We start from the raw sequence: 22307 nt of genomic DNA on the forward strand, positions 1-22307 counted from the left end.
CGTCAGGCGATCAGCCGCTTCGAGCGTCGCTGCTGCATGCCCGCGTCCTGCGGGCGTTCAGACCACGTCGCCGCCATCGCCCGCACCGCCTGCACCAGCTGCTCCTCCGGCTTGGCGTAGGGAATCCGCAGCCAGCTGTCGGCGCCGCCTTCCACGCTGAAGACCGGGCCGGGCGCCAGGTAGATGCCCTGCCGCTCCATATCGGCGGCCAGTTGCGTGGCGCTGCCGTGCGGCATCCGCACCCACAGCGTCAGGCCGCCATCGGGCAGGCGGAAGCGCCAGTCCGGGAGGTGTTCGCGCAGCGCCTGTGCCAGCGCGTCGCGTCGCTGCCTCAGCTGTTCGCGGCGCACGGCGAGGAAGCTGTCGGTGCCGAGCATTTCCGCGACCACCAGCTGGTCGAACAGCGAGCTGCCCAGGTCCATCTGCACACGCGCCGCGACGATGCGGTCGACGGCGTCGCGCGGTGCGCGGATCCAGCCCACGCGCAGGCCGCCCCAGCACAGCTTCGATGCGCCGCCGACGGTATAGGCGCCGGGCGAATGCGCCGCGAACGGCGCGGGCATCGGCGCGTCTGTCAGGCAGGTCGACTGCAGCGTCTCGTCGATGATCGCGGTGGTGCGCGTCGCGTGCAGGGCCGCGGCATAGCGGGCGCGCTGCGCGTCGTGCATCAGGAATCCGGTGGGGTTCTGGAAATCGGGAATCAGGTAAGCCAGGCGTGGCGCCGTCTGCCGCAGCGTCGCCTCGATCGCGGCCACGTCCCAGCCCTCGTCGCCGAGCGGATCGGCCATCGGCGCGCTGACCAGCCGCGCGCCGCCGAGGCGCAGCGCTTCGATCGCGTTGGAGTACACCGGCGATTCGATCATCACGCGGTCGCCCGGACGCGACAGCGCACGCGCGACGATGGCGATGGCCGACAGCGCGCCCGACGTGATCACGATCTGTTCCGGCGCGGTGGGCAGGCCACGGCGCGCGTAGTCGGCCGCGACCAGTCCGCGCAGCGCCGGCAGGCCCGACGGCAGGTAGCCGTCGCTGGCCAGATAGGCGGGCAGGGCGGTCATTGCGCGCGCATAGGCGGCGGCAACCCCCGGCGTGGCGCCGCCGGCGGCGCAGTTGAGGTCGATCACGCCCTCCATCGCATGCGCCTTGCCGACCGCATGCAGGGCATGGTCATGCGCGCGCCGCCGGTCGACCGGTACGGCCGCATACGTGCCCGCGCCCTGGCGGGCGGTGGCGAAGCCGGCCGCGACCAGGTCCGCGTACGCGCGCGTGACGGTGTTGCGCGACACGCCCAGCGCCTGGGTGACGGCGCGCTCGCTGGGCAGGCGGATGCCCAACGGAATCCGGCCGTCGCCGATGAGTTCCTGCAGGGCCTCGCGCAGGCCACGGTAGGCGGGTGTGCGGGGGAAGTCGCCGACCAGCGTGGCGAGACGGTCAGGGGCCAATGCGCGTTCCATGGGGCCACTATGTCACGATTGGCTCTAGTGGAAAGGGCCAATCCGGAGGATGGTGGCCCCATGAAACCGCCCACCACTCCCACCGGACTCGCCAACCTCGGCCCCCTCGCGCAATTGAAGGCCGGCCGCCTGCCGGAACGCCTGCTGCGCCTCCTCGTCGGACTCTGGCTGTACGGCCTGGCCATTGCGCTGATGATCGAAGGCGCCGTCGGCGCGTCGCCGTGGGATGTCTTCCACCTGGGCGTCTCGCATCACGTGCCGCTGTCGTTCGGCATGGTGATGGTGCTCACGGCGGTGGCCGTACTGCTGGCATGGATTCCGCTGCGGCAGATGCCGGGCCTGGGCACCGTCGCCAATACGCTGCTGCTGGGTCCGTTCGCCGATCTCAATCTGGCCCTGCTCGATACGCCGGAAGGTCTGGCGTTGCGTTGTGCCTACCTGGTGGCCGGCGTGGTGCTGTGCGCGGTCGCCACCGCCATGTACATCGGCGCGCAACTCGGACCGGGTCCGCGCGATGGCCTGATGACCGGACTGGCCCGCCGCACCGGCTGGTCGATCCGCCGCATCCGCACGCTGATCGAAGTCACCGTGCTGGTCATCGGCGTGCTGCTCGGTGGCGTGGCGGGCGTGGGCACGCTGGTGTTCGCCTTCGGCGTGGGGCCACTGACGCAGTTCTTCCTGCGCTATCTGGTGGTGCGCCTGGATCCGCCCACCGCGGTGGTCGGAGAAACATCATGACCCCCGCGATCCTGCGCTACAGCGCGTTCACCCCCGATCCCGAAGGGGGTAATCCCGCCGGCGTGGTGCTGGATGCGCGTGGGCTCGACGCCGCCGCCATGCAGCGCATCGCCGCCGATCTGGGTTACTCGGAAACCGCCTTCCTGCTGCCGCGCGCCGATGGCGAACTCGACGTGCGCTACTTCAGTCCGCTGGCGGAAGTGAGCTTCTGCGGGCACGCGACGATCGCGGCGATGGTGGCGCAGGCACGCGACCAGGGTCCGGGCGCTTTCGTGCTGCATGCGCAGGCCGGACGCGTGCCGGTGACGGTCGATGCCGGCTTCACCGCCACGCTGACCAGCGTGCCGCCACGCACCGCACCGATCGATGCGGCGGATCTCGGCGCACTGCTGGCAACGCTCGGCTGGCGTCACGACGAACTCGATCCCCAGCTGCCGCCGGGGCTCGCGTATGCGGGCGCCTGGCATCCGGTCATCGCCGCCGCCACGCGCGCACGCCTCGCCGACCTGCACTACGACTTCGATGCGCTCGCTGCACTGATGAAGGCGCGCGGCTGGACCACGGTCAACCTGGTCTGGCGCGAGGACGCGCAGACCCTGCACGCGCGCAATCCCTTCCCGCCGGGCGGCGTGGTGGAAGATCCCGCGACCGGTGCCGCGGCCGCCGCGCTGGGCGCGTATCTCGCGGCACACGACGCACTGCCCGCCACGCGCGCCTTCGTCATCCACCAGGGCCACGACCTTGGCCGCCCCAGCCTGTTGAACGTGGCCGTGCCGGTCGACGTGAGCGACGGCGTGCGGGTGAGCGGGACGGCAGTGGAGATCGGCGCGGGTTGACCGCCTTCGCACCGCCTTGACTGCCCCGATGGAAGCATCGATGCAGGAGGGTCGTGCCATGTTCGATGGTTGGGAAGCGCAGGTGTCGGTGGTCGCGCGCATCGGGTTCGCGATGCTGCTGGGCGGCGTTATCGGTCTGGAGCGCGAAATCAAGGACCGGCCCGCCGGGTTCCGTACCCATACGCTCGTCGCGGCGGCAGCCGCCATGCTCACCGGCATGGGTGAAATGATGCTGGCGCAGGCGCAGCACAACGAAGAGCGCGTGCAGATCGATCCCTTCCGCCTGGTGGAAGCGGTGATCGCCGGCGTGGCCTTCATCGGCGCCGGCACGATGATCGCCCAGCGCGGCCGCGGCGTCGCCGGCATCACCACCGCCGCTTCGCTGCTGATGGTGGCCGTGATCGGCGTAGCCGTCGGTTTCGGCCACGGTTGGTTGGCCCTGCTTGCCACGCTGCTGACGCTCGCGGTGCTGTCCGTGCTGGCGTGGATGGAGCGGCGCGTGTCGCGGGGTGGGTCCGGGAACGAAGACGCCGCAGGTTGACGTTGGGGCAGTGGAATCACGCCGCGGAAGCGGCCACCCGCATGTTTTTGTGTCTTGACGCGCTATTGGGCGGCGATGAACATCCACGTTGTCGCCCTGTATCGGGGTCCACCAAGGGTCAGGCGCACCCATGAACCTTCTCGTGAGACGCAGGAAGATCACTGTCCCGGCGGGATATTCCGAGCGAGAGTGCTTCCTCGTTTCCTATGCAATGCCGTTGTGCAAGCACTGCTTTGTGCTCTGCCACGAGCCGTCCGATCCGGATCATCCCAGCATCGATCATTCGGTCATGGGCTTCTTCATGGCCCAGGCGCACGAGTTGTCGGACAGCGTCACGGGTAATGCCCACTCATTCGTGATCATCCACAGCGGTGGATTTGTCCGCAAGCGCCACAACCTGCACATGCATGTCTTCGTGATCCGTCGGCGTGGACAGAAGGCGCTGTTGTACGCACTTCTGGCGATGGTCCACACCACGTCGGCCGTGAGGCGAGTGGCGCTCAGGCTCATCGGCCGCGAGCCGAGCAATTCATTCAAGCCGACGCCGCTTCGCGGCGCGGCTTGAACCGTCGTCAGGGGAGTGACGCGTCGTGTGCCGTTTCATCAACGCAGAAACACCAACGGAAAGGGGATTCCACCATGCTCGTAAAAACGATGATCGGCGTCGCGCTCGTCTGCGCCTCGCAACTTTGCAACGCCCAGACCGCCGATCCTGCGCCTGAGCCGCAAAGCCAGGGCGGCGGTATCTGTCTGTTCACCGGTACGCCGCCCGCTGACCACACCTACACCACGCTCAGGAAGCTGAAGTACGGGAAGGGCAGCTATGGCAGCGTCAACGACATCCTTCCCATGGTCATCGCCGATGCCAAGGCAGCGGGTGCCGATGCCGTCATCCACTACAACGGCTCGCAGCGTTTCGGCTTCTGGCCCTGGCGGTTCGTGAGGCCGGTCGTGACCGGTACCGCCATCAAGTGGGAGCCGGCGCGCGATGTCGACTGCGCAGCCGCGGGCGGCCACTACAGCACGGGAACGCTGGCGGAAGCACCGCCGCCGCCTGCCAAGTGACCCGTGTTCTCGCTCCTGGCACGTCGTTCTCGCCGAACCGATCCGCTTCAAGGTTCGACGGGGGCCCTGCCCGGAGGCACACACCAGGATGCCGGCCATGAGCCACGAATCTTCAGCGCCCTCACTCGAAGGCGCCTGCCATTGCGGCGCCGTCCGCCTCACGCTCCCCGCCGTGCCGGTGGAGGTACTGACGTGCAATTGCTCGCTGTGCCGTCGCACGGGAGGGATCTGGGCGTTCTACGAGTTCGGCACCGTCACGATTCAAGGCCATCCCGGGAACACCGAGAACTACGTCTGGGGGGATCGTACCCTGCGCAACGTCCGCTGCAGGACCTGCGGGATCGTCACCCACTGGGAGCCGCTGGATCCGACGCCAAGCGCACGGCATGGCGTGAATCTGCGCAACTTCGATCCGGGCCTCGTGGAGGCCCTGGTCGTGAGGCGCTTCGATGGTGCGGATACATGGACGTTCATCGATTGATCGCCGTAACACCGGTCGATTCCACCCGGACACCGGTGCGCCTCCCGTCTCAAGGAATTTCACGAATGATTGATGGATTGGGGTTCTGCGTGATTTACCGGGCGAGGGTGCATCCCGACAAGGAAGCGAAGTACATCGCGGCCTGGTCCACGCTGACATCGCTGATCCGCTCGCAGCGCGGCGGTCTGGGATCGCGCTTGCACAAGGGCGCCGACGGCATCTGGTATGCGTATGCGCAATGGGAAAGCGCGCAGGCGCGGTCGGACGCCTTCGCGCTGCCCTCCGTACATCCTTCGGCGCATGCGGACATGATGGAATGCATCATCGAGTTCCTCCCCGAGATACCGCTCGATCCCATCGAGGACCAGCTGGTGCCGGTGTCCGCGTTGCGAGCCAACGCATCATCGAGGTGATCCCGGCGTCGTGCCGCATCGCGTAACCACGAGCCTCCGGAACGAAGCACGCCATGGGCATCCTGACCTTCAGTCTCAACCTCACCCTCGATGGCTGCGTCGACCACGAAGCAGGCATCGCGGACGATGAGACGCATGCGTTCTTCACCCGGCTGATGGACGAGCACGGCGCGATGCTGTGGGGCCGCGTCACCTACGAGATGATGGAACGCTACTGGCCGGCGGTCGCCCGTGGCGAGGTGGATGCGCCGCCGGCCCTGCGCGAATGGGCGGACAAGCTGCAGGACAAACCGAAGTACGTGGTGTCGTCGACGCGCGCGGACTTCCCGTGGTCGAACAGCCACCGCATCGCCGGCGATCTGCGCAGCGGCGTGCAGGCGCTCAAGGACGCGACGCCGGACGGCGTACTGCTCGGGAGCGGTCTGCTGGCCAACGCACTGGACCGGCTCGACCTGATCGACGAGTACCGCTTCCTCGTCCACCCCAGGATCGCCGGCCGTGGCCCGACGCTGTACCCGGGAGGATTGCCGGGCGCGCGACGGCTCGAACTCGTCTCTGCGACGCCCCTGCATTGCGGCGCGGTGGCGATGCACTATCGGCGTGCGCGCTGAGTCGGAGAGAAGCATGTCGCCAGACGCCGCATTCAACCCGGCGTCCAACCGCGTGCCGGTGCGCACGAAGCCGGTCGCGATCGTCGCGCTGCTACTTCTATGCGGGTGCCGCGCGGATCATCCGGAGGGACCGAGAGGGTCTATCTCCGTGGACCGCACATCTGACCAGTGTGTGCTCGAAATTGATCCGGCGTACGGCCAACCGTCGGTTGAGATCGGTGCCCGATGCACACCCATGGCGGACGGCGGCATGCGCGTCACCACCGATGCTTGCGGTACCTTCCACCTCCGTCCCATCACGCAGCGCGGACCACAGGACGGACTGGCGTCCCTGGACGGCTATTGGGAAGTGGCGTCGCACAAGGATTGCCCCGTGCATGCCACCTCCTTCCCCGAAGCCTGGACGTTGAAATGAAGATCCGCTCCCGCGGGCTGCTACGCTTGCGAGGCCAACGAGGGTCACTCAAGGAGGAACAGGATGAAACACCGTTTTGGATGGGCCGCGCTTGCCGGCCTGCTCGCCATCTCGTCGGTGGGCGCGAAGGAGCCGCTGCGGCTCGATGCGTCCACGGACGCCACCGCCGAGGCGAGCTGGAAGGCCATGCACGAGGAGGCCTCGCCCGAGCAGAAGCAGAAGCTCGCGTTGGCCATGCTCAAGATCAACCTGGCCGGCACGCACTCGGCCCACGATGCGGCGCGCGATCCGGCGTTGCAGACCCTCGGCATCACCGGGATCAAGGACAAGGTGTCGGGCATGACCGCCGAGGAGATCATCGCCCTGGCCGACCGCGTGTCTACCATCACCGCCGAGCCCGCGCGCGATTGATGCCGCTCACGAGGCTCGAGCGCCGTCGCACGGACAAGCGCAACCCGTAGGATGGGTGGAGCCGAAGGCGATACCCATCGGCTTTCCATCAATGCGCCATGTCTAGGAGTTGATGGGATCAACTTGCCTCTGGCAGATCGCTGAGAAGCGCAGCTCCAAGACGATGGGTAGACCGGCTACGCCGTTGAAAGCCGCCTACGGTTCCACCCATCCTACGAAGGCATCGATGTTGGCCTGAGGCTCAGTCGTGCCGCAGCGCTGCGATGGGATCGAGCTGCGCGGCCTGTCGCGCGGGATACACGCCGAAGCCGAGGCCGACCACGGCGCAGAAACCGGCCGACAGCAGGATCGGCAGCGGGGCCCACGCGACCTGCCAGCCGGCGAACGTGGCGATCAGGTAGGCCAGCACGCCGCCGAACACCAGGCCCAGCACCGCACCGGCGATGCAGATGACGGTGGCCTCGCGCAGGAACTGCGCGATCACGTCGCGGCGGCGCGCACCGAGCGCGCGCAGCAGGCCGATCTCGCGGCGGCGCTCCAGCACGTTGGCCAGCATGATGTTCATGATGCCGATGCCGCCGACCAGTAGGCTGACGCCGGCGATCGCGCCCATCACCACCTGGAAGATGCGCTGCGTCTGCTGGTGCTGCTGGAACAACTGCTGCGGCACGATCAGCTGGTAGTCCGCCATGCCGGCGTGGCGCTGGTCCAGCACCGCCGACAGCACGCCGGCGCCAGCGGCGAGCCGCTGCGGATCGTCGAGGCGCAGGAGGAAGCGGTCCACCTCGTCTTCCTGCGGCTGGAAGCGGAAGCGCGCGCGCACGCTGGCCAGGGGTGCGTAGATGCGGTTGCTCTCCGAGCCCAGCTGCACGCCTTCGAAATCGTCCTGGCCCAGGTCGCGGTCGGTCAGCACGCCGACCACTTCCAGCCACACATGGTTGACCTTGATCAGCCCGCCGATGGCATCGCCCTTCGGGAACAGGTCCGCCGCGGCCTGGTGGCCGAGCACCGCGACCGCCGCCAGCGCGGCTTCGTCGTCGGCGGTGAACGCGCGGCCCTGGGCGATCTTCAGCGACGACAGGTCGAACCAGCTGGCGCTCACGCCACTCGCCTGCGCATCGCTGCGGCCGCTGTCGCTGAAGACGGTGTGTGTGCGCACCTGTTTCTCGGCGGCATGGCGCTCGGCGCCGGGCACCACGCTGAGCGCGGCGTCCGCGTCGGCGACGGTCAGGCCCAGGCTGCGCTCGCGCGTCTCCTTCATGGTGTCCTCGTCCTGCGGCTTGGCCTCGGCGATCAGGTTGTGCAGGCCGAGGCCTTCGACCAGCCGCAGCGCTTCGCGCCGGCTGCCTTCACCGACCGCCTGCATCGCCACGATCGCGCCCACCCCGAAGATCATGCCGAGCAGCGTCAGCAGCGTGCGCAGGCGACGGCGCCACAGTTCCTCCACCGCTTCGCGCCAGACGGTGGGCAGGCGGTTGAACAGGCCGGTCATGCACTCTTTCCTTCAGCGGCGGCGTCGGCTTCGCGGCCTTCGGCGTCGGTCTTGTCCTTGTCGTCGGCATCGTCACCGGGCGCGGGTACCTCGACTTGCGACAGCCGTACCTGGTCGCCGGGCTTCAGGCCCTTCACCACCTGCGAGCGTGCCGTGCCACGCACGCCCAGCGTCACCTCGCGTGCGACATAGTCGCCGCCCTGCTTCACCTGCACCCAATGGCGGTCGTCGCGCTGTTCGATGGCGACATTCGGCACCGCCATCGCGTCCTTCGCGTCGAGCAGCACCACCGACGCCGCGAAGCGCTGGCCCGGGATGAGCCGGTAGCGTTCGATCGCGGCGGCCGGCACTGGCGCGCGCATCGACAGGAACTTCACCGGGCTCTCGCGGTTGCGCACCTTCGCCGCGCTGGCCACCCACGAGAGCTTGCTGTCGATGCGCTGGTCCGGGCGGCCGAGCGGATGCAGCACCACCGCATCGCCGGCCTGCACGCCCTGCGCCTCGATCTGCGGCAGGTCGATCTCGACCTCCATCGCCGACGTGTCGGGCAGGCTGCCGAACTCGAAACCGGCGCGCAGGTTGGCGCCGACCATCGGCTTGTCGCCCGACCAGTTGGCCGCCAGCAGCAGCACGCCGTCGTTCGGTGCGCGCAGCTCCAGCGCGTCCATGTCGTCCCGCCGCGTCTTCGCCGTCATGTCGAAGGTGGCGCGCTGCGCGTCCAGCACCGCCAGTTCGGCGCCACCGCGCACGCCGGACTGGTCGCGCTGCCACTGCAGCACCCCTTGCCGCACCTGCAGGTATTCCTTGTCCTCGACCGCATCCAGCACCTGGTTGCGCGCGACGGTGCTGAGGTCGGCGTCGGCATAGCGTTGCGCGATGCCAAGCTGCACGGCCACCCGCGACAGGTCGACCTCCACGCGGCCCCGGGTGGATTCCAGCCCGCTTTCCTTCGCGGCGCGCGCGAGCGCGTTGCGCTGCAGGTCGATCATCGCCTGCGCCAGTTGCTGTTCGCCCTCCGGCGAGACGAAGCGCGCCAGCACGTCGCCCTTCTTCACCAGGCTGCCTTCCGGCACCATCTCCACCACCTGCCGCTGCGCCCAGTTCTTGCCCGGTACGGTCAACGGCGTGGGCTTGGCCGAACGCAGCTCGCCCTCGCCGCGCACGCTGATCGTCAGCGGGCCCTGCGCCACGGTCTCGCTGGCGACCGGCATCTCGTCGCTGCCGCAGGCGGCCAGCGTCATGGCCAGCGCCAGCACGACGGCGCGTCGTGTCATGCGCTTCATTTCGCACCTCCGGCGATATCGGGCACGGTCAGTTCCACGCGCACGGCCTGGCCGGGACGAAGCTTCGCCTTCGCGTCGTCCAGGCGGATCTCCAGGTCGAGCACCGGCACCGGCTGCACCTGCGACTTGCTGCGCACGGCGCGGCCCACCCCGGCCACCCTGCCGTGGTACGCGCTGCCGCCGCCGCCTTCCACCACGATGCGCGCGCGCACGCCTTGCTTCACCCGCTGCAGGTCGCGCTCGGGCAATTGCGCGCGCACCGCCAGCGTGGCGGGGTCGGGGATCTCGGCCACGGTCTGGCCGCGCCACACCTGCGAACCGACATCGAACTTCTCGCCGTTCCAGTTGCTCTTGTGCATGATCACGCCGTCGCGCGGCGCCGCCAGGCTGAGGGCGGCGATCGACGCCTGCAGGCGGGTGACATCGGCCTGCGCCTGCTGCAGCTCCGCGTTGACCAGCTGCAGTTCTGCGCGGCGCTGTTCGGTGGCGGCGCGCTCGGCCTGCTGCGCGAGCAGGGCGCGACGCTCGGTGCGGCGGCGGTCCTCCACCAGCTTGTCGTACTCCAGCGCGGCGATCAGATCGCGCGGCTGCTGCGTCTTGCGGCCGGCCTTGTCGCGTTCGGCCTCGGCCTCGGCGGTCGCCAGCTGCTGACTGCGCTCGCGTTCGGCCACGTCCAGGGTCAGGTTCTCCAGTTCGCGCTTCTTCTCCTGCAGCAGGCTCTGGTTCTCCGCCAGCTGGCGCACCAGGTCGTTGGTGTCGAAGGCGACCACGATGTCGCCCTTCTTCACCGTGCTGCCGTCGGGTGCGAGCTGGGTCAGGTTGAACTGCCACATGCGGTCCACCGCCGGCGGCACGAGCTGTGCGCTGCGCTGGGCATACACCTCGCCGTCGACGCGCAGGGTGGCGGCATGCGCCAGTGGCATGGCGGCGACCAGCGCGAGCGAAAGAATGGACACGCGCAACGTCATGGTGCCTTCCCCTGCGCCGGCGCGGCCGCCGGCTTCGCGATCACGCGCACGCTCATGCCCGGCATGAGGGCCAGCGCGTGATCGTCCGGCGTGATGTCGACGGTGAAGTAGCGGCCTTCGCCCCACTCGGGACGGCGGTCGGGTGCGCCGGAAATGAAGGCGATGCGCCCGCCGATCTTCTTCCCCGGCACCGCATCGAATGCCAGCTCCACCGGCTGCCCGATCCCCAGGCCGCGGCGGTCGGGCTCCAGTGCCCACGCGCGCACGTTCATGCGTCCGCTGCTGACCACCTCGCCGGCCTTGCTGCCCGGCATGGTGGACGAGCCCTCGTCGATGCGCCCGCCGATCCAGTTGTTGTTGAAGCCATGCACCACCACGCCGTCGCGGTCGGCGACCACTTCCGACGTGCGCACCAGCGCGGCATGGTAATCACGCTGCAGCACCAGCTTGTCGATCTGCAGGCGGCCATCGTGGATGCGCCGCTGCACGGCGGTGCGCGCGGCGTCCAGGTCCTTGCGCTTCAATGCGACCTCGCGCGTCGTGCGGTCCAGCTCGCCCTGGTAGCGGTCGTAGTCCAGGCCGGAAATCAGGTCCGGCGGAATGGTGGCGTCGAGTTTCGCCGTGGCCAGTTCGGCCTCGGCATCGACCAGCGCCATCTCGGCGGTGACCGCCTTGACCTGCAGTTCGGCGACTTCCTTGGCGTCCTTGGCGCGGCCCTGTTCGATCTGCGCTTCCAGGTCGGGGATGCGGCTGGCGGACTGGCCGGGGTCGATGCGCAGCACCACCTCGCCCTTCTTCACCCGTTCGCCCTCGGGCACGTAATAGCGGATGACCACCGGTGCGCTGTTCGACTGCGGGGTGAGGATCTGCTGCGCATCGATGGCGCGCACTTCGCCGGTCAGCACCACGGCCTGCGCGGGCGCAACGGCCGCCAGCACCAGGGCGATCGCGTAGGTCTTACTGGAGGGCATCGAATTCCACCTTGCCGTCGCGCAGCTTCACCTGGCGGGGCGCACGCGCGGCGATGTCGTTGTCATGGGTGACCAGCACCACGGTCTGGCCGCCGGCATGCACTTCGTCGATCAGCGCCAGCACGTCGGCGGCGCTCTTGGAATCGAGGTTGCCGGTCGGTTCGTCGGCCAGCAGCAGCGCCGGCTGCAGCAGCAGGGCGCGGGCGATCGCGGCGCGCTGCATCTGGCCGCCGGACAGTTCGCTGGGTCGGTGGTCGCGGCGCTCGCCCAGGCCGACGCGGTCGAGCAGGGCCACCGCGCGGTCGTGCGTGCCCGGCGGCGGCTGGCGGTGGAAGCGCAGCGGCAGCATGACGTTCTCCAGCACGGTCAGCCGCGGCAGCAGGTGGAAGCTCTGGAACACGAAGCCGATGCGCCGGTTGCGCAGGTCGCTGCTGGCTTCATCGTCGAAGGTGGCCACGTCGCGGCCTTCGAACAGGTAGGTGCCGGTGCTGGGACGGTCCAGACAGCCGAGGATGTTCAGCAGGCTGGACTTGCCCGAGCCCGACGCGCCGGTGATGGCGACGAACTCGCCCTGGCCGATGTGCAGGTCCACCCCCGCCAGTGCGCGCACGGTCTGCCCGCTCATGGCGTAGTGGCGCTGCACGCCCTGCAACTCGATCATCGTGTCCCCTTCGTTCCTTCGTACCTGTCGACCACCGCGATCCGCCAAGGTTCCCCCATGGAGGGCGATGCGGGTGCGGGTCGACCGTCCTGATGGCCGGACGGCGAGCATCCCAGATGCACGCGCGAGGTTGCAACCGCGCCACGTCATGCCCATGACACGGCACGCCGAGCCACGAACGCGATGCGCCGCGTGGGCGGCTCGCCGCCCGCTTCGCCCGATCACCGCGCCGCGGACCCGTCGTGCAGGAGACGGAGCCGCCAGCCGGGGGAGGATGACGTTCGTACGCACAAGCGCGTTATCGCCGTGACCTGCGGTGCTAACGCGCATGACAAGAATGCATATGACGCTCGCCGGCCTTCAGTCCGGCGACCACCGCAAGACCCTTGCCCCGCAATGCCCGAGCTGACTTGACGGGTGTGGGGTGGAAAGTGAACATCCGCGTTATCACCCCTGTTTGGGGTCTATTAGGCGTTAGGCCTGCACAGCAGCATCCAGGGATTGGAATGTCTATCAACTCTGCCAATCACCAAATGCCGGAAGATTTTTGGGATGCCGGTCATCCGCATCGGCTACGGACCTGGCTACGTGTCCATATGCCCGGCTTGGTTTCAGACCTCTTTCCCAAAGCTTCCGACTGCGAGAGACGCGGCGGCTGGCATCGCTGGTACAACCAAGATGGGCTACATTCCGGCTGCTATCACTGCAAGGTCACCACTGAGGGTCAGTTTTGGCGTGAGCCGCCGATTCAGCCCGAGGTGCAGGCCTAACAATTCATTCAAGCCGAACCCGCTTCGCGGGTCGGCTTAACTCAGGCGTTAGGCTGCTGAGGCGGGCATCATGGCTTACATGACAATCGAACTTGCCAGTGGCGTAGTCGGGGACATTGAGGGCGCCCTTATCAGGTCTGGGTTTGGGCGCGAGGATAGCGCTGAGTTGTCACATGCAATCCTCAATTCGCCTGGAGGCATCAGCTTCAGGACAAACAAACTTGGCAAGATCGGCATTGATCCTGCTGCCTTGGTTCAAGAGCTTCGGGCTACTGGACTCATCGTGCGTTGGACAGGTGAGGCAGCAGCCTAGCAATTCATTCAAGCCGAGCCCGCATCGTTACGGCATTGATCGGACAGTTGGCCCGGGCGGGCCGGCTTAACTCAGGCGTTAGGCCGCATGTCGGAGCGCAACGAATTTGGAGATCTCATCATCTCGCCGGGCGAGATCTATGAGGACTGCGCGTATCACCCATGCCTTTGCCTGGGCGCGGAAGATGGGCAGGTGTGGGGCATATCGCTTATTGACGGGTCACAGCCGCGATCCTGTGACCTTCGCATGTGCGGAGTCCGCATCCTGACTCTCCAAGAGGCTTGGGATATAAAGTGTCACGGACCTGCAGATGCAGAGGCCAAGGCCGACTATCCGCCGGAGCGTCGTTGGTGGCGGTGATGCGGGCTAACAATTCATTCAAGCCGAACCCGCTTCGCGAGTTGGCTTAATTCAGGCGTTAGGGCCCAGGATGACGGTGATCGAACAATTGAGGGAGGGCCTGGCCGAGATGTCTGTCGCGGTCCGGGAACATCCCGATGGAATTATCGTTCCAGCCACATCCATCGAAGGCTTTGATGTCTCCATCTTGCTGGTAGATGGCCGTTACTGCGTGGGTTTCGATAGATGGGATCTTGATTGCTTCGATGCATCCGAGAAGGACATCGCTGCCAAGCTTTTTACCCGCTGTCTATCCGACCGGACCAGGCTAGTAGTTGGGGCGCGCGGAGGTAGAGATGTTTCCTGGACACTAGAGGAACTGCTTGATGGACAATGGGCGAGCATCGCGCGCATATCCAATCTCGCATCCCGGTTCTGGCTGGCCAAGGAAGTTAGGCACCTGCAGAACCATTTATACGTACTGGGCCCTAACAATTCATTCAAGCCGAACCCGCTTCGCGGGTCGGCTTAACTCAGGCGTTAGACCTAACACGAGACACTCATGAGCCTGCGGAATTTTCACGTCGACGCGAACGTCAGCGATGCCGACCTACTGAAAAAGGCAAAGGCGCTATACAGCAACCTTCTTGGCTCTTTCCATCAAGCTGCGGCAAACGGCCACTTCAGCTTTGGCGGCATTACCCTGCACGACCGCGACTTAAACCGGGTGCACTCCATCGTCACAGAGATTGATTCGCGGCGCCTGTTCTACGCCTGCGGCGAAGACGAATCGCCGAAGTACGCGATGCAGAGTCTCTACGAGGCGCGAAAGGCCATTGCACAGGAAAGCAAAGGTGTATGGGCCAATCCATCCTGCGAAGTTCTTGTACAGGAGCTAATCGCAACGCTCGCCGAGCATTGCACCAAGGCCGAGAAGCTTACGGAGGCCGGTGGCGACATCTGGTCGCCTGAACGAGTGAAGTTCATGATGGTTCTGACGGAGATGCGTCTCAAAACATGGCTGATAGTGGCCGCGCTAAAGAGAAAACTAGGCAGCGTCATTCAGCCACGCAATCTACCGGCTGATCTTCTCAACTTGGTTGCCGCAGGTGAGGTCTAACAATTCATTCAAGCCGGCGCCCCTTCGCGGCTCAGCTAAATTAGGGTGTTAGGCGCCATGGCTGATATGTCGAAACAAGTCGATCCATTGCTGAAAGCTTCTGTCATGTTCACGTCGGTCGCCGGCATGAGCATTCTTGGCGCTCTTTATCGTGTTTCAAACAAGCATGATGTGCCGATGTTTTCTCTTGAGGCACTCACTCTGGACTGGGCTTACTGGTGCGGAGGACTTATAGGAGCCGGCTTGTCTAGTGCGGTCTGGTACGTACGCAACAGGGAGATCCAGAATGGCGCCTAACGATTCATTCAAGCCGAGCCCGCTTCGCGGGTCGGCTTAACTCAGGCGTTAGGCCTCATCCCAATGCAGCGACTACTTCAACTAGCTGCACTGGTTCTTATCGCTGGATGCACTCGCAGTCCAAGCATAACTGTGTGCGAAGCTATCGATGAAGCTGAGAAGTACAACGGGAGCCACGTCACTATTACCGGGACTTTTCACGAAGGCCATCACCCGACATTGCTGAGCGATTCAAAGTGTTTTTCCGAGGTGGTAGTGCTCGGTTCAGAGGTCACTCCAAATCCTGCATTTCGGGATGCGGTGTCGGATAAATACTTCTCAGGCGGAAGCTCAGTCACTGCATCGGTTGAGGGAAAGTTCATCTACAGTCCATCTCCTAGTAAGAATTTCAATTACCTACTTGATGGCTACAACGTCATAGAGTTCGAAGTCGACCGCGAACGCTCACCGCACTGAGGCCTAACAATTCATTCACGCCGAACCCGTTTCGTGGGTCGGTCCAGCAAGGGCGTTAAGGCTCATGAGAAGCATCTTCCTGGCTTCGCTTCTAGCAACCGGCCCCGCCGTGGATGACGGGTACGAGCCTGCGGTATGGCTGTCCAACTCAAACGTGCTGGCGTGCTCCCCAAGCACGCTTCGAGCGCCTCATCCGCTGGTACTTACCGTGGGTCCCGGGCATGGCAGTGAGTTGGCTATTCGCCGTGTATCTGACAACGCCTGGTACTTCCTCGTAGGCCGCATGCCTCCGGATGGTGAGCCACAGCTGATGACGCCGGAAAGACTTGCTTTGGCTACCAGCATCGAGGTACCGACTTCATTCAGAGGCCGCGCTTCAAAGGCCGACGCGCTTGCGCCCATCTTCAATCGCTCCGGAGCGTATGAAGCTTATGTATCTGACAATCTTGAGTCTGAGGAGGGCGGCTACGTGTGCAGCTTCAACTACATCGGCATGAGCCCTAACAACTCATTCAAGCCCAACCCGCTCCGCGGCGCGGCTTAACCCGGGCGCTAGGCAGCATGTCGCGGATCTCCAACGTCATCGATGCGATTCGTCGCATTGGGTCCCGGTCGCAGAAAGCAGCCCTGCTTCGGCAGGACCGGCAACTGGAAGGTAAGGAAGTACTCGAACGAGGACGAGTCGTTGTGCACCATGAAGGCGAGGCGATCACCGGCTTTCACGCAAAAGTTGAGCCTTGCCCCGAAGAGGTTTCGAGCTTGAGCCTGACTGCCCGCCAGGAGCTGATGATCTACTCATCGAAGGCGTCCGACCTGTTCTCGGACTTTGGCATCGATCCATCAGCAAGTCTTCTGGAGCGGCTCGATCAAGCGTTTTCGTCTTGGCTGCATGCGTCCAATAGGCTCGGCTACTCAGAGAGCGACGTCGTCGGGATTCTCGGCGCGGCCTTCGGGGACTACTGCAATGAGTCCCTGGAGATGGACTGGGTCACCGTGTCGGATCAATACGGCACAAGCACTGCGATAGATGGCCGCGAGTTCGAGTTCAGAGCCTTTCCGTTCGACTCCATTTGGAAGCGGATAGACGACGCTGAGTCAGGCTTCTTCGCAAGCATCTATGTGGTTCTCGCCCACCAGAAGCAGCACTCACGGAGAAGAGGGAATGCCGCCTGAAACTTCGTTAATCCAGGCCTTGGGTTCCACATGAAAGTCCCAAGCCATCTGACGAAAGCATGCATGCTGGCGTGGATCCTGTCCGCCTGTGCGCACAACACGCTGGGTCCGAAGATCGACACGTCCTCCAGGATCAACAAGCAGGAGTTCGTATCGCGCTTCGGCTACCCTACGTGCACGATTTCTGTTCCGCTTACGCTAGACGAGGCAGTGAAGAGTGCTGAGTCGGTCGGAGCTCCGCAGATCGATCAGCGCACAGACTGGATCGAGATGATGGACGTCATGAATCCCGGCGATGAGCTGCGCAATATCCGGTGCATCCCGCGTCGGGGGCCAGGAGGCGTCGATCTCATCGGGCTGTTTCGTAACAGCAAATTGATCGCCGAGGTGCACACGGTTTTCATGGACTAGTGATGCCTTACACTTCATCCAGGCCGGCGCCGCGTCGAGGGTCGGCCCAACTCAGACGCCAGGGGGCTGTTTGAATCGTACCGAATGGTTTGAGTCCAAGTGGCGCTGGTTGAAGCGTTTCGCGCTTCTGGCGCTGGTGGGCACCGCTGCCGTGGTAATCGGCGTGGCAACCGAGCTGGTGGCGCTCGCTGCCCTGGGCGGGTTGTCGTGGATCCCCTTGATGTTCTGGGTCGCCTTCATTCCGATTCTTCACTGGAAGGAGCGCTACGCGGGGGACAACAGCACCATGTGGGGCGCGTTCCTGGTTTTTGAAGCATCCAGCTGGTCGAAGCTCTTCTACTGGTTTGTTCACGTGCTTCCGGACTGGAGGCGGTCCGGGCGGTACGCGGACGTCCCGTGATAACGCATTCAAGCCGGCGCCGCTTGGCGGCGCGGCCCGGTCCAGGCGTCGGGCCCACATGAAGACTTTTCCGCGCTTCGCAATGGTGGCGGCTCTGGCGTTGGCGGCTTGGCTCACCGTCACCTTTCATTACCTCAAAGCGGGCCAATCCGATGACTACCTTCCTGGGCTGGCGCAAGCATTCTTTCCGCTGATACTCGCGGCGTTCCTCTGGGCTGCATGGCCGGTCTTTCCGCGGAGCCCTCTTCCATGGAGAATTCTCTTGCGGATCCTCGCGGCAATGCTCGCGATGGGCCTCTGGTTCTTGCCCAGCTTCATCGTGGTGGCCAACTTCCAACTCCTGTTGGAAGGGCGCGTCTAGTGCAGCCTGGCAATGCGCTGGAGCCGGACCCGCTTCGTCCGTCCGCATAGTTGAGGCGTCGGACCCGTCGAGATCGCATGACACACAGTGACTGGTTGAAGCTCATGCAATTTCCGCCGGAGTGGACGGCATGGAACCTCATTCCCTTCGCGCTGGCCACGGAGCAACTTTCCGGCTACGAACCGGGCCATGAAACTGCCTCTGAACATGATCGTCACGGCGCCTTCCAATGGTGGCTGCGGCAGCGGCCCGGCCCGGACGTACTGGTGCGGTTGGCTCAGTTGTCGTGGCTCGACCCGGACCCGCCAATGGGCCAGTACGTGAGGGACTGCATTGCCACGCAGTCCGGCAACAACGCCGAGGTCGGCCATGCGCTTGCCACCCCGTACCAGCGGACCTGACAATGCAGGCGAGCCGATGCCGCGCCGCGGCTCGACTCAGCAAGGGCACCAGGCCACGGGGACGGCATGCAACGGCTCACACAGCTCTGGTTCGCGCTCTCGGACTTGCTTGGATGGCCTCTGCTTGCGTTCTCCCTGATGGGCGCCATCGCCTTCCCTTTCGCCGGTCCCGCCTATGCGCGCATGGCCCAGCAGCCCATGACTACGTTCACCCTCGTGGGCACCTGTGCCCTCTGGTTGATGATTGCCGGCGGCGCCTACGCCATCACCCGCCGCAAGCCGCTCGGGCTGGTCCTCGTTCTGGCGCCGGCCGTCGTTTCGGCCATGGCGGGCCAGAGGGCGTCCGCGCTGGTGCTTGCGGCCGCTTGGGCGATAGCGTTTGCACCGCCTTTCGTTCTCGTGCTTTTTCAGGCCCGTTCTGCGGCAAGCTCCAGACCAGCGACCTGACCCTCCAGCCACGTCGATCCTGCTTTGCGGGCGGACGTGATTCAGGAATGGGACTTTCCACATCATCGACAAGGAGTCTTCTGCAATGACGGGTTTTGTCGAGAATTTCCATTGGTTTGCGATGGCCGTTCTTCTGAGCGTGCTTCTCTCGGTGCTGGCGTGGCATCTCGCGACCCGCCGGGATGCAGGGCCCGTTCGTCGGTGGTCCGGGATATCGCTCGCGGCGATCTTCGTCTTCTACCACCCACTGAGCTGGATCCCTGCCGGCTATGTTCTCGGCCTGGGAACAGGCATGGCCAGCGCGTACGGCACTCCCACCGACAACCTGTACCTCTTCACGCTTGCATCCTCGGTGGCATCCGGCGTCATGGCATGGCTTCTGATCCACCTGCTGAAGCGGGTGATCCGATACTCGTGCAGGTTCGTGCCAAGTGGGGCGTAACCACAACGCCATCAGAGCGGTGCCGTTCTGCGGCGCTGCCCTGATCGGGTGGCAATGGTCATGAAAGCGATCATCACGACGTGCGCGCACTGCCAATGCCGGATGACGGTGTCGATCGCCGCATTGGCCCCACTGCAACTCGGCAGCAAGCGATCCATCTTCTACTGCGACCGCTGCAACCGGCCCAGCATGCTCAACCGGCCGTCGCGCCTGGCGGGAGCATTGGCTGTCGTATCGATCATGATGGGATCGGTCGTGCTGGCACTGCAGCTGGACAGGACCAGCGCGGCACCCGTCGTGGTGCTCATCGTGGGAGCGCTCGGTGGCATGGTCGTCGGCGCGTGGATCAGCAGTCGCTTGCCTGCGCTTGTGAAGGCCGGGTCAGGCGCCTGACAATCCGCGCACGCCGGACCCTTCCTGGGGCTGGCCTGGTCAAGGAGCTGGAGTCCATGCGCTTGCTTCTCTTGCCGGTGATGTTTCTGCTGGTGGCCTGTGCCAGTGACCTGGTGGCTACCCGCGGCATCGCAGACGGTTGCACCGCTGCGCTGGCGAGCATCCAGTCGGCCTATGACCAGGCGACCCGGGATGAAGCATCCGCAAAGAGGCGCTGGGAGCAGTCTCCCACGTCCGAAAACGAGGCCGGATACGCCCAAGCCGTTGCGGATCGCGTGGCGGCGACGGCCGACCTGGTCGCTGTCGGGTGTCGTTGAGCATGACGGAGAGGGATGCTCCCTCCATGTCGGCGCCGCATCGCGGGTCCGTCGGGTCGTGGCGCTAGGTCCCGGATGGACGAAGCACTGATCCGCGTGGGGATCGTGGTCCTGCTCTTCGTCGTGTCCGGGACGACGAACTATGCCGCGCTGCGGATGGCCGATGCTCCACCGAGCAGGAGCAGGACCGTGGGTGTCGCCTTCGGCGCCGCCGGGATCCTGTTGATGACGCTGGTCCTGTTCTGGCCCGTCCTGTCGTTGCTCCGGTACTTCGCGGGCGATGCGTCCGCCTTCGTGCGGCTGTTCTACCCGCTGGTGTTTGGTGCCATATTCTGCACCTTGGGATCTGCCGCCGCGTTGCTGCTGGCCGCGCGCAGGGACGACCCCGGGGCGTAGCGGTTCGCCCACGCCGATGCCGCTTTGCGGTGCGACGTCCGATGCACGGGAATCCGGACTCACCCATGACACAACCTGGAGGTGCACGATGAAAGCCGTAGCCGTGATGGTTCTGCTGACCAGCGTTTCCCTTGTCGCTTCCGCCGCCGCACCCGAGCACGTCCAGTTCACCGGGACGGTGCAGCAGGATCTCGCATCGCCCGTCATCATCGATCTCCACCTGCCGTCCAGGCAGGATGCGACCGTCCGCTTGTCCGATGGCTCCACGCTGGAGCTGGCCACGCCGGGCAGTCCGTCCAGTGCCGACGTCGTGCGGATCAGGCTTCTCGATCCCACCGGGGCGGTCATGCACACCGCCACCGTTCCGGACGCCGGCACCATCAGCGCCTCATTCGCTTATCGCGTCTGTGCGGGCGAAGTCACGTACATCAGTCCGGCGCCGGCGGTCATGCCCGCCTGCGGCGCGTGAGCCACGCACGCCGCACGCGCCGGTGCCGCTTGGCGGTCGCGATCCGGTCACCCAGACGACAGATATCCATGATGGCAATCAGGACACTGTGCCTGCTGCTGGGTCTGGGCGTCGCAATTGCCGCGTTCGCCCAGGACCAGCCGGACGCTGCGGACACGGGCATCGGCTACGCCAGCCCGGAGGCCGCACTCGAGGCGCTGCGCAGCCGACTCGACGTTGCCCTCAAGGAGCAGAACGACTGGTTCGTCCTCACCGACGCGGCGGCGAACACCGTCTGGTCTATCGCCACGTCCCGACATCCCGCCCATCCGACGGCGGTGAAGCGAGCCTTCGTCCAGAAGGATGGCGCCGTGTTCGTGAAGATGGATGTCCAGTGCGGCGCCTCCAAGGCCGTGTGCGATCAGGTGGTGGAGCAGTTCCAGTCACTCAATGCCGGCATGCAGCGATCGTTGAACCCGTAGACGTCGTTCGCCGGCCCCATCGGGCCGGCGCTGCGCGACGTGCAAGACTGCCGGCTACGCCCCTTCGCCCCATGATCGATCCGGGCGGCCACTCCAGGAATCCTCCTCCATGCCCCGACTTCTGTTGCTCGCGCTCCTCGCGGTGTCGTCGACCAGCCACGCCATCGTCATCCGGCACGACGTCCCCGATGCGGACTACCGGATACCGGCCTCCGCATTTCCCGCCCTGGTCGACATGCCGCATGAGGGGCACGGCGTCCTGATCGCGCCGCAGTGGGTCATCACGGCCGCACACACCGTCCCGGGACATGGCGGGCTCAAACAGGTGGTCATCGGTGGAACGCCACGCGATGTCGAGGACGTGGTGATCCATCCCGGCTATGCGAGGCCGCCGCAGGCGCTGATCGACCAGGCCTTGTCCACCGGCGAATGGATACTGACCGTGGTGCAGATCGCCTCGGTAGACGATATCGCGCTCATCAAGTTGGTCGATCCCGTGGCGGACGTCGCACCCGCCGCGCTCCACAAGGCGCGCGCCGAGCCCGGGCAGACCCTTCAGCTGATCGGCAAGGGCGCGACGGGCACGGGCGCGGACGGCCACGATCCGCAGGGCCCCAACCGCACCGAACTTCGCCGGGGGTTCAATACGATCACCAGCGCGCACGACCGCTGGTTCTGCTACGTGTTCGACGAGCCTGAGGCCGCCCTGCCGCTGGAGGCCAAGACCGGAAGCGGGGACAGTGGCGGACCTGCGCTCGTCGAGGCGGAGGGCCAATGGGAACTGGCCGGACTCGCCGCGTGGGGATTCATCCATGGCGATGTCAGGACCGCCCGTCCCGGCCGCTACGGCCAGTTCACCTGCAATGTCCGCCTGAGCCACTACGCCGACTGGATCGAGCGGGTGGTATCCGGCGCGCCGCAGGAACAGGGCTAGCGACGGATGCGGACCGACACTCCATGGCGCAGCCGGTCGCCGCGGTCACGCCTTCATGCGGGTGCCC

At 65.6% G+C, this 22307-nt stretch carries 32 protein-coding genes; 26 read left to right on the forward strand and 6 right to left on the reverse strand.

All coding sequences use genetic code 11. From position 1 onward, the window contains the following. Positions 1-2: 2 nt before the first annotated feature. Positions 3-1442: a PLP-dependent aminotransferase family protein gene (locus IB230_RS17515; protein WP_225589653.1), complete on the reverse strand. Its 1440-nt coding sequence runs from the start codon at positions 1440-1442 to the stop codon at positions 3-5. Between the two features lie 72 nt (positions 1443-1514). Here IB230_RS17515 and IB230_RS17520 point away from each other — a divergent pair, with 72 nt between their 5' ends. The 10 genes from IB230_RS17520 (at position 1515) to IB230_RS17565 (ending at position 6965) form a co-directional block, all read left to right on the forward strand. Beyond that, positions 1515-2192 (forward strand): hypothetical protein, encoded by a 678-nt coding sequence (locus tag IB230_RS17520; RefSeq protein WP_192274151.1) that lies wholly within the window; start codon positions 1515-1517, stop codon positions 2190-2192. Continuing rightward, positions 2189-3028: a PhzF family phenazine biosynthesis isomerase gene (locus IB230_RS17525; RefSeq protein ID WP_192274152.1), complete on the forward strand. Its 840-nt coding sequence runs from the start codon at positions 2189-2191 to the stop codon at positions 3026-3028. Before IB230_RS17520 ends, IB230_RS17525 begins: the two co-directional genes overlap by 4 nt. A 58-nt stretch (positions 3029-3086) precedes the next feature. Further along, complete coding sequence (locus tag IB230_RS17530; RefSeq protein WP_192274153.1) at positions 3087-3569, forward strand: MgtC/SapB family protein; 483 nt, start codon at positions 3087-3089, stop codon at positions 3567-3569. 130 nt (positions 3570-3699) lie between these two features. Beyond that, positions 3700-4134 (forward strand): hypothetical protein, encoded by a 435-nt coding sequence (locus tag IB230_RS17535; protein WP_192274154.1) that lies wholly within the window; start codon positions 3700-3702, stop codon positions 4132-4134. 74 nt (positions 4135-4208) lie between these two features. After that, positions 4209-4634, forward strand: a complete 426-nt coding sequence (locus IB230_RS17540; protein ID WP_192274155.1) for a hypothetical protein — start codon at positions 4209-4211, stop codon at positions 4632-4634. 97 nt (positions 4635-4731) lie between these two features. Further along, positions 4732-5115 (forward strand): GFA family protein, encoded by a 384-nt coding sequence (locus IB230_RS17545; RefSeq protein WP_192274156.1) that lies wholly within the window; start codon positions 4732-4734, stop codon positions 5113-5115. Further along, positions 5097-5528, forward strand: coding sequence for an antibiotic biosynthesis monooxygenase family protein (locus IB230_RS17550; RefSeq protein ID WP_192274157.1), 432 nt, complete (start codon positions 5097-5099; stop codon positions 5526-5528). The genes IB230_RS17545 and IB230_RS17550 overlap by 19 nt, the downstream gene beginning before the upstream one ends. A 53-nt stretch (positions 5529-5581) precedes the next feature. After that, positions 5582-6139, forward strand: coding sequence for a dihydrofolate reductase family protein (locus IB230_RS17555; protein ID WP_192274158.1), 558 nt, complete (start codon positions 5582-5584; stop codon positions 6137-6139). Between the two features lie 13 nt (positions 6140-6152). After that, the gene (locus tag IB230_RS17560) at positions 6153-6554 is read left to right on the forward strand and encodes a hypothetical protein (protein ID WP_192274159.1); all 402 of its coding nucleotides are present in this window, start codon (positions 6153-6155) and stop codon (positions 6552-6554) included. A gap of 63 nt (positions 6555-6617) precedes the next feature. After that, positions 6618-6965 (forward strand): hypothetical protein, encoded by a 348-nt coding sequence (locus IB230_RS17565; RefSeq protein ID WP_192274160.1) that lies wholly within the window; start codon positions 6618-6620, stop codon positions 6963-6965. Between the two features lie 241 nt (positions 6966-7206). Here the strand turns inward: IB230_RS17565 and IB230_RS17570 are convergent, their stop codons facing one another. From IB230_RS17570 to IB230_RS17590, 5 genes are read right to left on the reverse strand one after another with little or no spacing between them, the layout of a single operon-like run. After that, on the reverse strand, positions 7207-8457 hold the full coding sequence (locus IB230_RS17570; protein WP_192274161.1) for an ABC transporter permease: 1251 nt from the start codon (positions 8455-8457) through the stop codon (positions 7207-7209). Then, a complete protein-coding gene (locus IB230_RS17575) occupies positions 8454-9731 on the reverse strand; it encodes a hypothetical protein (protein WP_192274162.1) in 1278 nt (425 codons plus the stop codon). The genes IB230_RS17570 and IB230_RS17575 overlap by 4 nt, the downstream gene beginning before the upstream one ends. Before the next feature lie 5 nt (positions 9732-9736). Beyond that, positions 9737-10708 carry an HlyD family secretion protein gene (locus IB230_RS17580; protein WP_192274163.1) on the reverse strand — a complete coding sequence of 324 codons (972 nt, stop codon included), beginning with the start codon at positions 10706-10708 and terminating at the stop codon, positions 9737-9739. Next, entirely contained in the window at positions 10705-11679 is a 975-nt protein-coding gene (locus IB230_RS17585; RefSeq protein WP_192274164.1) for an HlyD family efflux transporter periplasmic adaptor subunit, read from the reverse strand. The genes IB230_RS17580 and IB230_RS17585 overlap by 4 nt, the downstream gene beginning before the upstream one ends. Then, the gene (locus IB230_RS17590) at positions 11666-12340 is read right to left on the reverse strand and encodes an ABC transporter ATP-binding protein (protein WP_192274165.1); all 675 of its coding nucleotides are present in this window, start codon (positions 12338-12340) and stop codon (positions 11666-11668) included. The genes IB230_RS17585 and IB230_RS17590 overlap by 14 nt, the downstream gene beginning before the upstream one ends. A 1513-nt stretch (positions 12341-13853) precedes the next feature. Here IB230_RS17590 and IB230_RS17595 point away from each other — a divergent pair. The 16 genes from IB230_RS17595 to IB230_RS17670 all read left to right on the forward strand — a co-directional run bounded on the left by IB230_RS17595 (position 13854) and on the right by IB230_RS17670 (position 22240). Beyond that, the gene (locus IB230_RS17595) at positions 13854-14294 is read left to right on the forward strand and encodes a hypothetical protein (protein WP_192274166.1); all 441 of its coding nucleotides are present in this window, start codon (positions 13854-13856) and stop codon (positions 14292-14294) included. A 30-nt stretch (positions 14295-14324) separates the two neighbouring features. After that, on the forward strand, positions 14325-14882 hold the full coding sequence (locus IB230_RS17600) for a hypothetical protein (RefSeq protein WP_192274167.1): 558 nt from the start codon (positions 14325-14327) through the stop codon (positions 14880-14882). A gap of 57 nt (positions 14883-14939) precedes the next feature. Beyond that, positions 14940-15179 carry a hypothetical protein gene (locus IB230_RS17605; protein WP_192274168.1) on the forward strand — a complete coding sequence of 80 codons (240 nt, stop codon included), beginning with the start codon at positions 14940-14942 and terminating at the stop codon, positions 15177-15179. 1017 nt (positions 15180-16196) lie between these two features. Continuing rightward, positions 16197-16808, forward strand: coding sequence for a DUF3806 domain-containing protein (locus tag IB230_RS17610; RefSeq protein WP_192274169.1), 612 nt, complete (start codon positions 16197-16199; stop codon positions 16806-16808). 63 nt (positions 16809-16871) lie between these two features. Continuing rightward, positions 16872-17219 carry a hypothetical protein gene (locus IB230_RS17615; protein WP_192274170.1) on the forward strand — a complete coding sequence of 116 codons (348 nt, stop codon included), beginning with the start codon at positions 16872-16874 and terminating at the stop codon, positions 17217-17219. A gap of 70 nt (positions 17220-17289) precedes the next feature. Continuing rightward, complete coding sequence (locus IB230_RS17620; RefSeq protein WP_192274171.1) at positions 17290-17619, forward strand: hypothetical protein; 330 nt, start codon at positions 17290-17292, stop codon at positions 17617-17619. A gap of 58 nt (positions 17620-17677) precedes the next feature. Then, positions 17678-17980 (forward strand): hypothetical protein, encoded by a 303-nt coding sequence (locus IB230_RS17625; protein ID WP_192274172.1) that lies wholly within the window; start codon positions 17678-17680, stop codon positions 17978-17980. A 77-nt stretch (positions 17981-18057) separates the two neighbouring features. Next, complete coding sequence (locus tag IB230_RS17630) at positions 18058-18381, forward strand: hypothetical protein (RefSeq protein WP_192274173.1); 324 nt, start codon at positions 18058-18060, stop codon at positions 18379-18381. Between the two features lie 66 nt (positions 18382-18447). Continuing rightward, positions 18448-18828, forward strand: coding sequence for a hypothetical protein (locus IB230_RS17635; RefSeq protein WP_192274174.1), 381 nt, complete (start codon positions 18448-18450; stop codon positions 18826-18828). Positions 18829-18913: 85 nt separating this feature from the next. Next, entirely contained in the window at positions 18914-19270 is a 357-nt protein-coding gene (locus IB230_RS17640; protein ID WP_192274175.1) for a hypothetical protein, read from the forward strand. Positions 19271-19330: 60 nt separating this feature from the next. After that, complete coding sequence (locus IB230_RS17645; protein ID WP_192274176.1) at positions 19331-19663, forward strand: hypothetical protein; 333 nt, start codon at positions 19331-19333, stop codon at positions 19661-19663. A 56-nt stretch (positions 19664-19719) separates the two neighbouring features. Further along, entirely contained in the window at positions 19720-19980 is a 261-nt protein-coding gene (locus IB230_RS17650) for a hypothetical protein (RefSeq protein WP_192274177.1), read from the forward strand. 75 nt (positions 19981-20055) lie between these two features. Next, positions 20056-20376: a hypothetical protein gene (locus tag IB230_RS17655; RefSeq protein ID WP_192274178.1), complete on the forward strand. Its 321-nt coding sequence runs from the start codon at positions 20056-20058 to the stop codon at positions 20374-20376. A gap of 88 nt (positions 20377-20464) precedes the next feature. After that, positions 20465-20845, forward strand: a complete 381-nt coding sequence (locus tag IB230_RS17660; RefSeq protein WP_192274179.1) for a hypothetical protein — start codon at positions 20465-20467, stop codon at positions 20843-20845. A 68-nt stretch (positions 20846-20913) separates the two neighbouring features. Continuing rightward, the gene (locus tag IB230_RS17665; protein ID WP_192274180.1) at positions 20914-21306 is read left to right on the forward strand and encodes a hypothetical protein; all 393 of its coding nucleotides are present in this window, start codon (positions 20914-20916) and stop codon (positions 21304-21306) included. A 109-nt stretch (positions 21307-21415) separates the two neighbouring features. Continuing rightward, complete coding sequence (locus tag IB230_RS17670) at positions 21416-22240, forward strand: trypsin-like serine protease (protein WP_192274181.1); 825 nt, start codon at positions 21416-21418, stop codon at positions 22238-22240. Positions 22241-22307 lie beyond the last annotated feature (67 nt).

Origin of the sequence: Pseudoxanthomonas sp. PXM01, assembly GCF_014851815.1 — a bacterium.
Classification (GTDB): domain Bacteria; phylum Pseudomonadota; class Gammaproteobacteria; order Xanthomonadales; family Xanthomonadaceae; genus Pseudoxanthomonas_A.

What these genes read in the sequence shown, in the direction of transcription:
- IB230_RS17520 (WP_192274151.1), top strand. Translation starts at nt 1,515, where the DNA reads ATGAAACCGCCCACCACTCCCACCGGACTCGCCAACCTCGGCCCCCTC.
- IB230_RS17525 (WP_192274152.1), top strand. Translation starts at nt 2,189, where the DNA reads ATGACCCCCGCGATCCTGCGCTACAGCGCGTTCACCCCCGATCCCGAA.
- IB230_RS17530 (WP_192274153.1), top strand. Translation starts at nt 3,087, where the DNA reads ATGTTCGATGGTTGGGAAGCGCAGGTGTCGGTGGTCGCGCGCATCGGG.
- IB230_RS17535 (WP_192274154.1), top strand. Translation starts at nt 3,700, where the DNA reads ATGAACCTTCTCGTGAGACGCAGGAAGATCACTGTCCCGGCGGGATAT.
- IB230_RS17540 (WP_192274155.1), top strand. Translation starts at nt 4,209, where the DNA reads ATGCTCGTAAAAACGATGATCGGCGTCGCGCTCGTCTGCGCCTCGCAA.
- IB230_RS17545 (WP_192274156.1), top strand. Translation starts at nt 4,732, where the DNA reads ATGAGCCACGAATCTTCAGCGCCCTCACTCGAAGGCGCCTGCCATTGC.
- IB230_RS17550 (WP_192274157.1), top strand. Translation starts at nt 5,097, where the DNA reads ATGGACGTTCATCGATTGATCGCCGTAACACCGGTCGATTCCACCCGG.
- IB230_RS17555 (WP_192274158.1), top strand. Translation starts at nt 5,582, where the DNA reads ATGGGCATCCTGACCTTCAGTCTCAACCTCACCCTCGATGGCTGCGTC.
- IB230_RS17560 (WP_192274159.1), top strand. Translation starts at nt 6,153, where the DNA reads ATGTCGCCAGACGCCGCATTCAACCCGGCGTCCAACCGCGTGCCGGTG.
- IB230_RS17565 (WP_192274160.1), top strand. Translation starts at nt 6,618, where the DNA reads ATGAAACACCGTTTTGGATGGGCCGCGCTTGCCGGCCTGCTCGCCATC.
- IB230_RS17570 (WP_192274161.1), bottom strand. Translation starts at nt 8,457, where the DNA reads ATGACCGGCCTGTTCAACCGCCTGCCCACCGTCTGGCGCGAAGCGGTG.
- IB230_RS17575 (WP_192274162.1), bottom strand. Translation starts at nt 9,731, where the DNA reads ATGACACGACGCGCCGTCGTGCTGGCGCTGGCCATGACGCTGGCCGCC.
- IB230_RS17580 (WP_192274163.1), bottom strand. Translation starts at nt 10,708, where the DNA reads ATGACGTTGCGCGTGTCCATTCTTTCGCTCGCGCTGGTCGCCGCCATG.
- IB230_RS17585 (WP_192274164.1), bottom strand. Translation starts at nt 11,679, where the DNA reads ATGCCCTCCAGTAAGACCTACGCGATCGCCCTGGTGCTGGCGGCCGTT.
- IB230_RS17590 (WP_192274165.1), bottom strand. Translation starts at nt 12,340, where the DNA reads ATGATCGAGTTGCAGGGCGTGCAGCGCCACTACGCCATGAGCGGGCAG.
- IB230_RS17595 (WP_192274166.1), top strand. Translation starts at nt 13,854, where the DNA reads ATGACGGTGATCGAACAATTGAGGGAGGGCCTGGCCGAGATGTCTGTC.
- IB230_RS17600 (WP_192274167.1), top strand. Translation starts at nt 14,325, where the DNA reads ATGAGCCTGCGGAATTTTCACGTCGACGCGAACGTCAGCGATGCCGAC.
- IB230_RS17605 (WP_192274168.1), top strand. Translation starts at nt 14,940, where the DNA reads ATGGCTGATATGTCGAAACAAGTCGATCCATTGCTGAAAGCTTCTGTC.
- IB230_RS17610 (WP_192274169.1), top strand. Translation starts at nt 16,197, where the DNA reads ATGTCGCGGATCTCCAACGTCATCGATGCGATTCGTCGCATTGGGTCC.
- IB230_RS17615 (WP_192274170.1), top strand. Translation starts at nt 16,872, where the DNA reads ATGCTGGCGTGGATCCTGTCCGCCTGTGCGCACAACACGCTGGGTCCG.
- IB230_RS17625 (WP_192274172.1), top strand. Translation starts at nt 17,678, where the DNA reads ATGAAGACTTTTCCGCGCTTCGCAATGGTGGCGGCTCTGGCGTTGGCG.
- IB230_RS17630 (WP_192274173.1), top strand. Translation starts at nt 18,058, where the DNA reads ATGACACACAGTGACTGGTTGAAGCTCATGCAATTTCCGCCGGAGTGG.
- IB230_RS17635 (WP_192274174.1), top strand. Translation starts at nt 18,448, where the DNA reads ATGCAACGGCTCACACAGCTCTGGTTCGCGCTCTCGGACTTGCTTGGA.
- IB230_RS17640 (WP_192274175.1), top strand. Translation starts at nt 18,914, where the DNA reads ATGACGGGTTTTGTCGAGAATTTCCATTGGTTTGCGATGGCCGTTCTT.
- IB230_RS17645 (WP_192274176.1), top strand. Translation starts at nt 19,331, where the DNA reads ATGAAAGCGATCATCACGACGTGCGCGCACTGCCAATGCCGGATGACG.
- IB230_RS17650 (WP_192274177.1), top strand. Translation starts at nt 19,720, where the DNA reads ATGCGCTTGCTTCTCTTGCCGGTGATGTTTCTGCTGGTGGCCTGTGCC.
- IB230_RS17655 (WP_192274178.1), top strand. Translation starts at nt 20,056, where the DNA reads ATGGACGAAGCACTGATCCGCGTGGGGATCGTGGTCCTGCTCTTCGTC.
- IB230_RS17660 (WP_192274179.1), top strand. Translation starts at nt 20,465, where the DNA reads ATGAAAGCCGTAGCCGTGATGGTTCTGCTGACCAGCGTTTCCCTTGTC.
- IB230_RS17665 (WP_192274180.1), top strand. Translation starts at nt 20,914, where the DNA reads ATGATGGCAATCAGGACACTGTGCCTGCTGCTGGGTCTGGGCGTCGCA.
- IB230_RS17670 (WP_192274181.1), top strand. Translation starts at nt 21,416, where the DNA reads ATGCCCCGACTTCTGTTGCTCGCGCTCCTCGCGGTGTCGTCGACCAGC.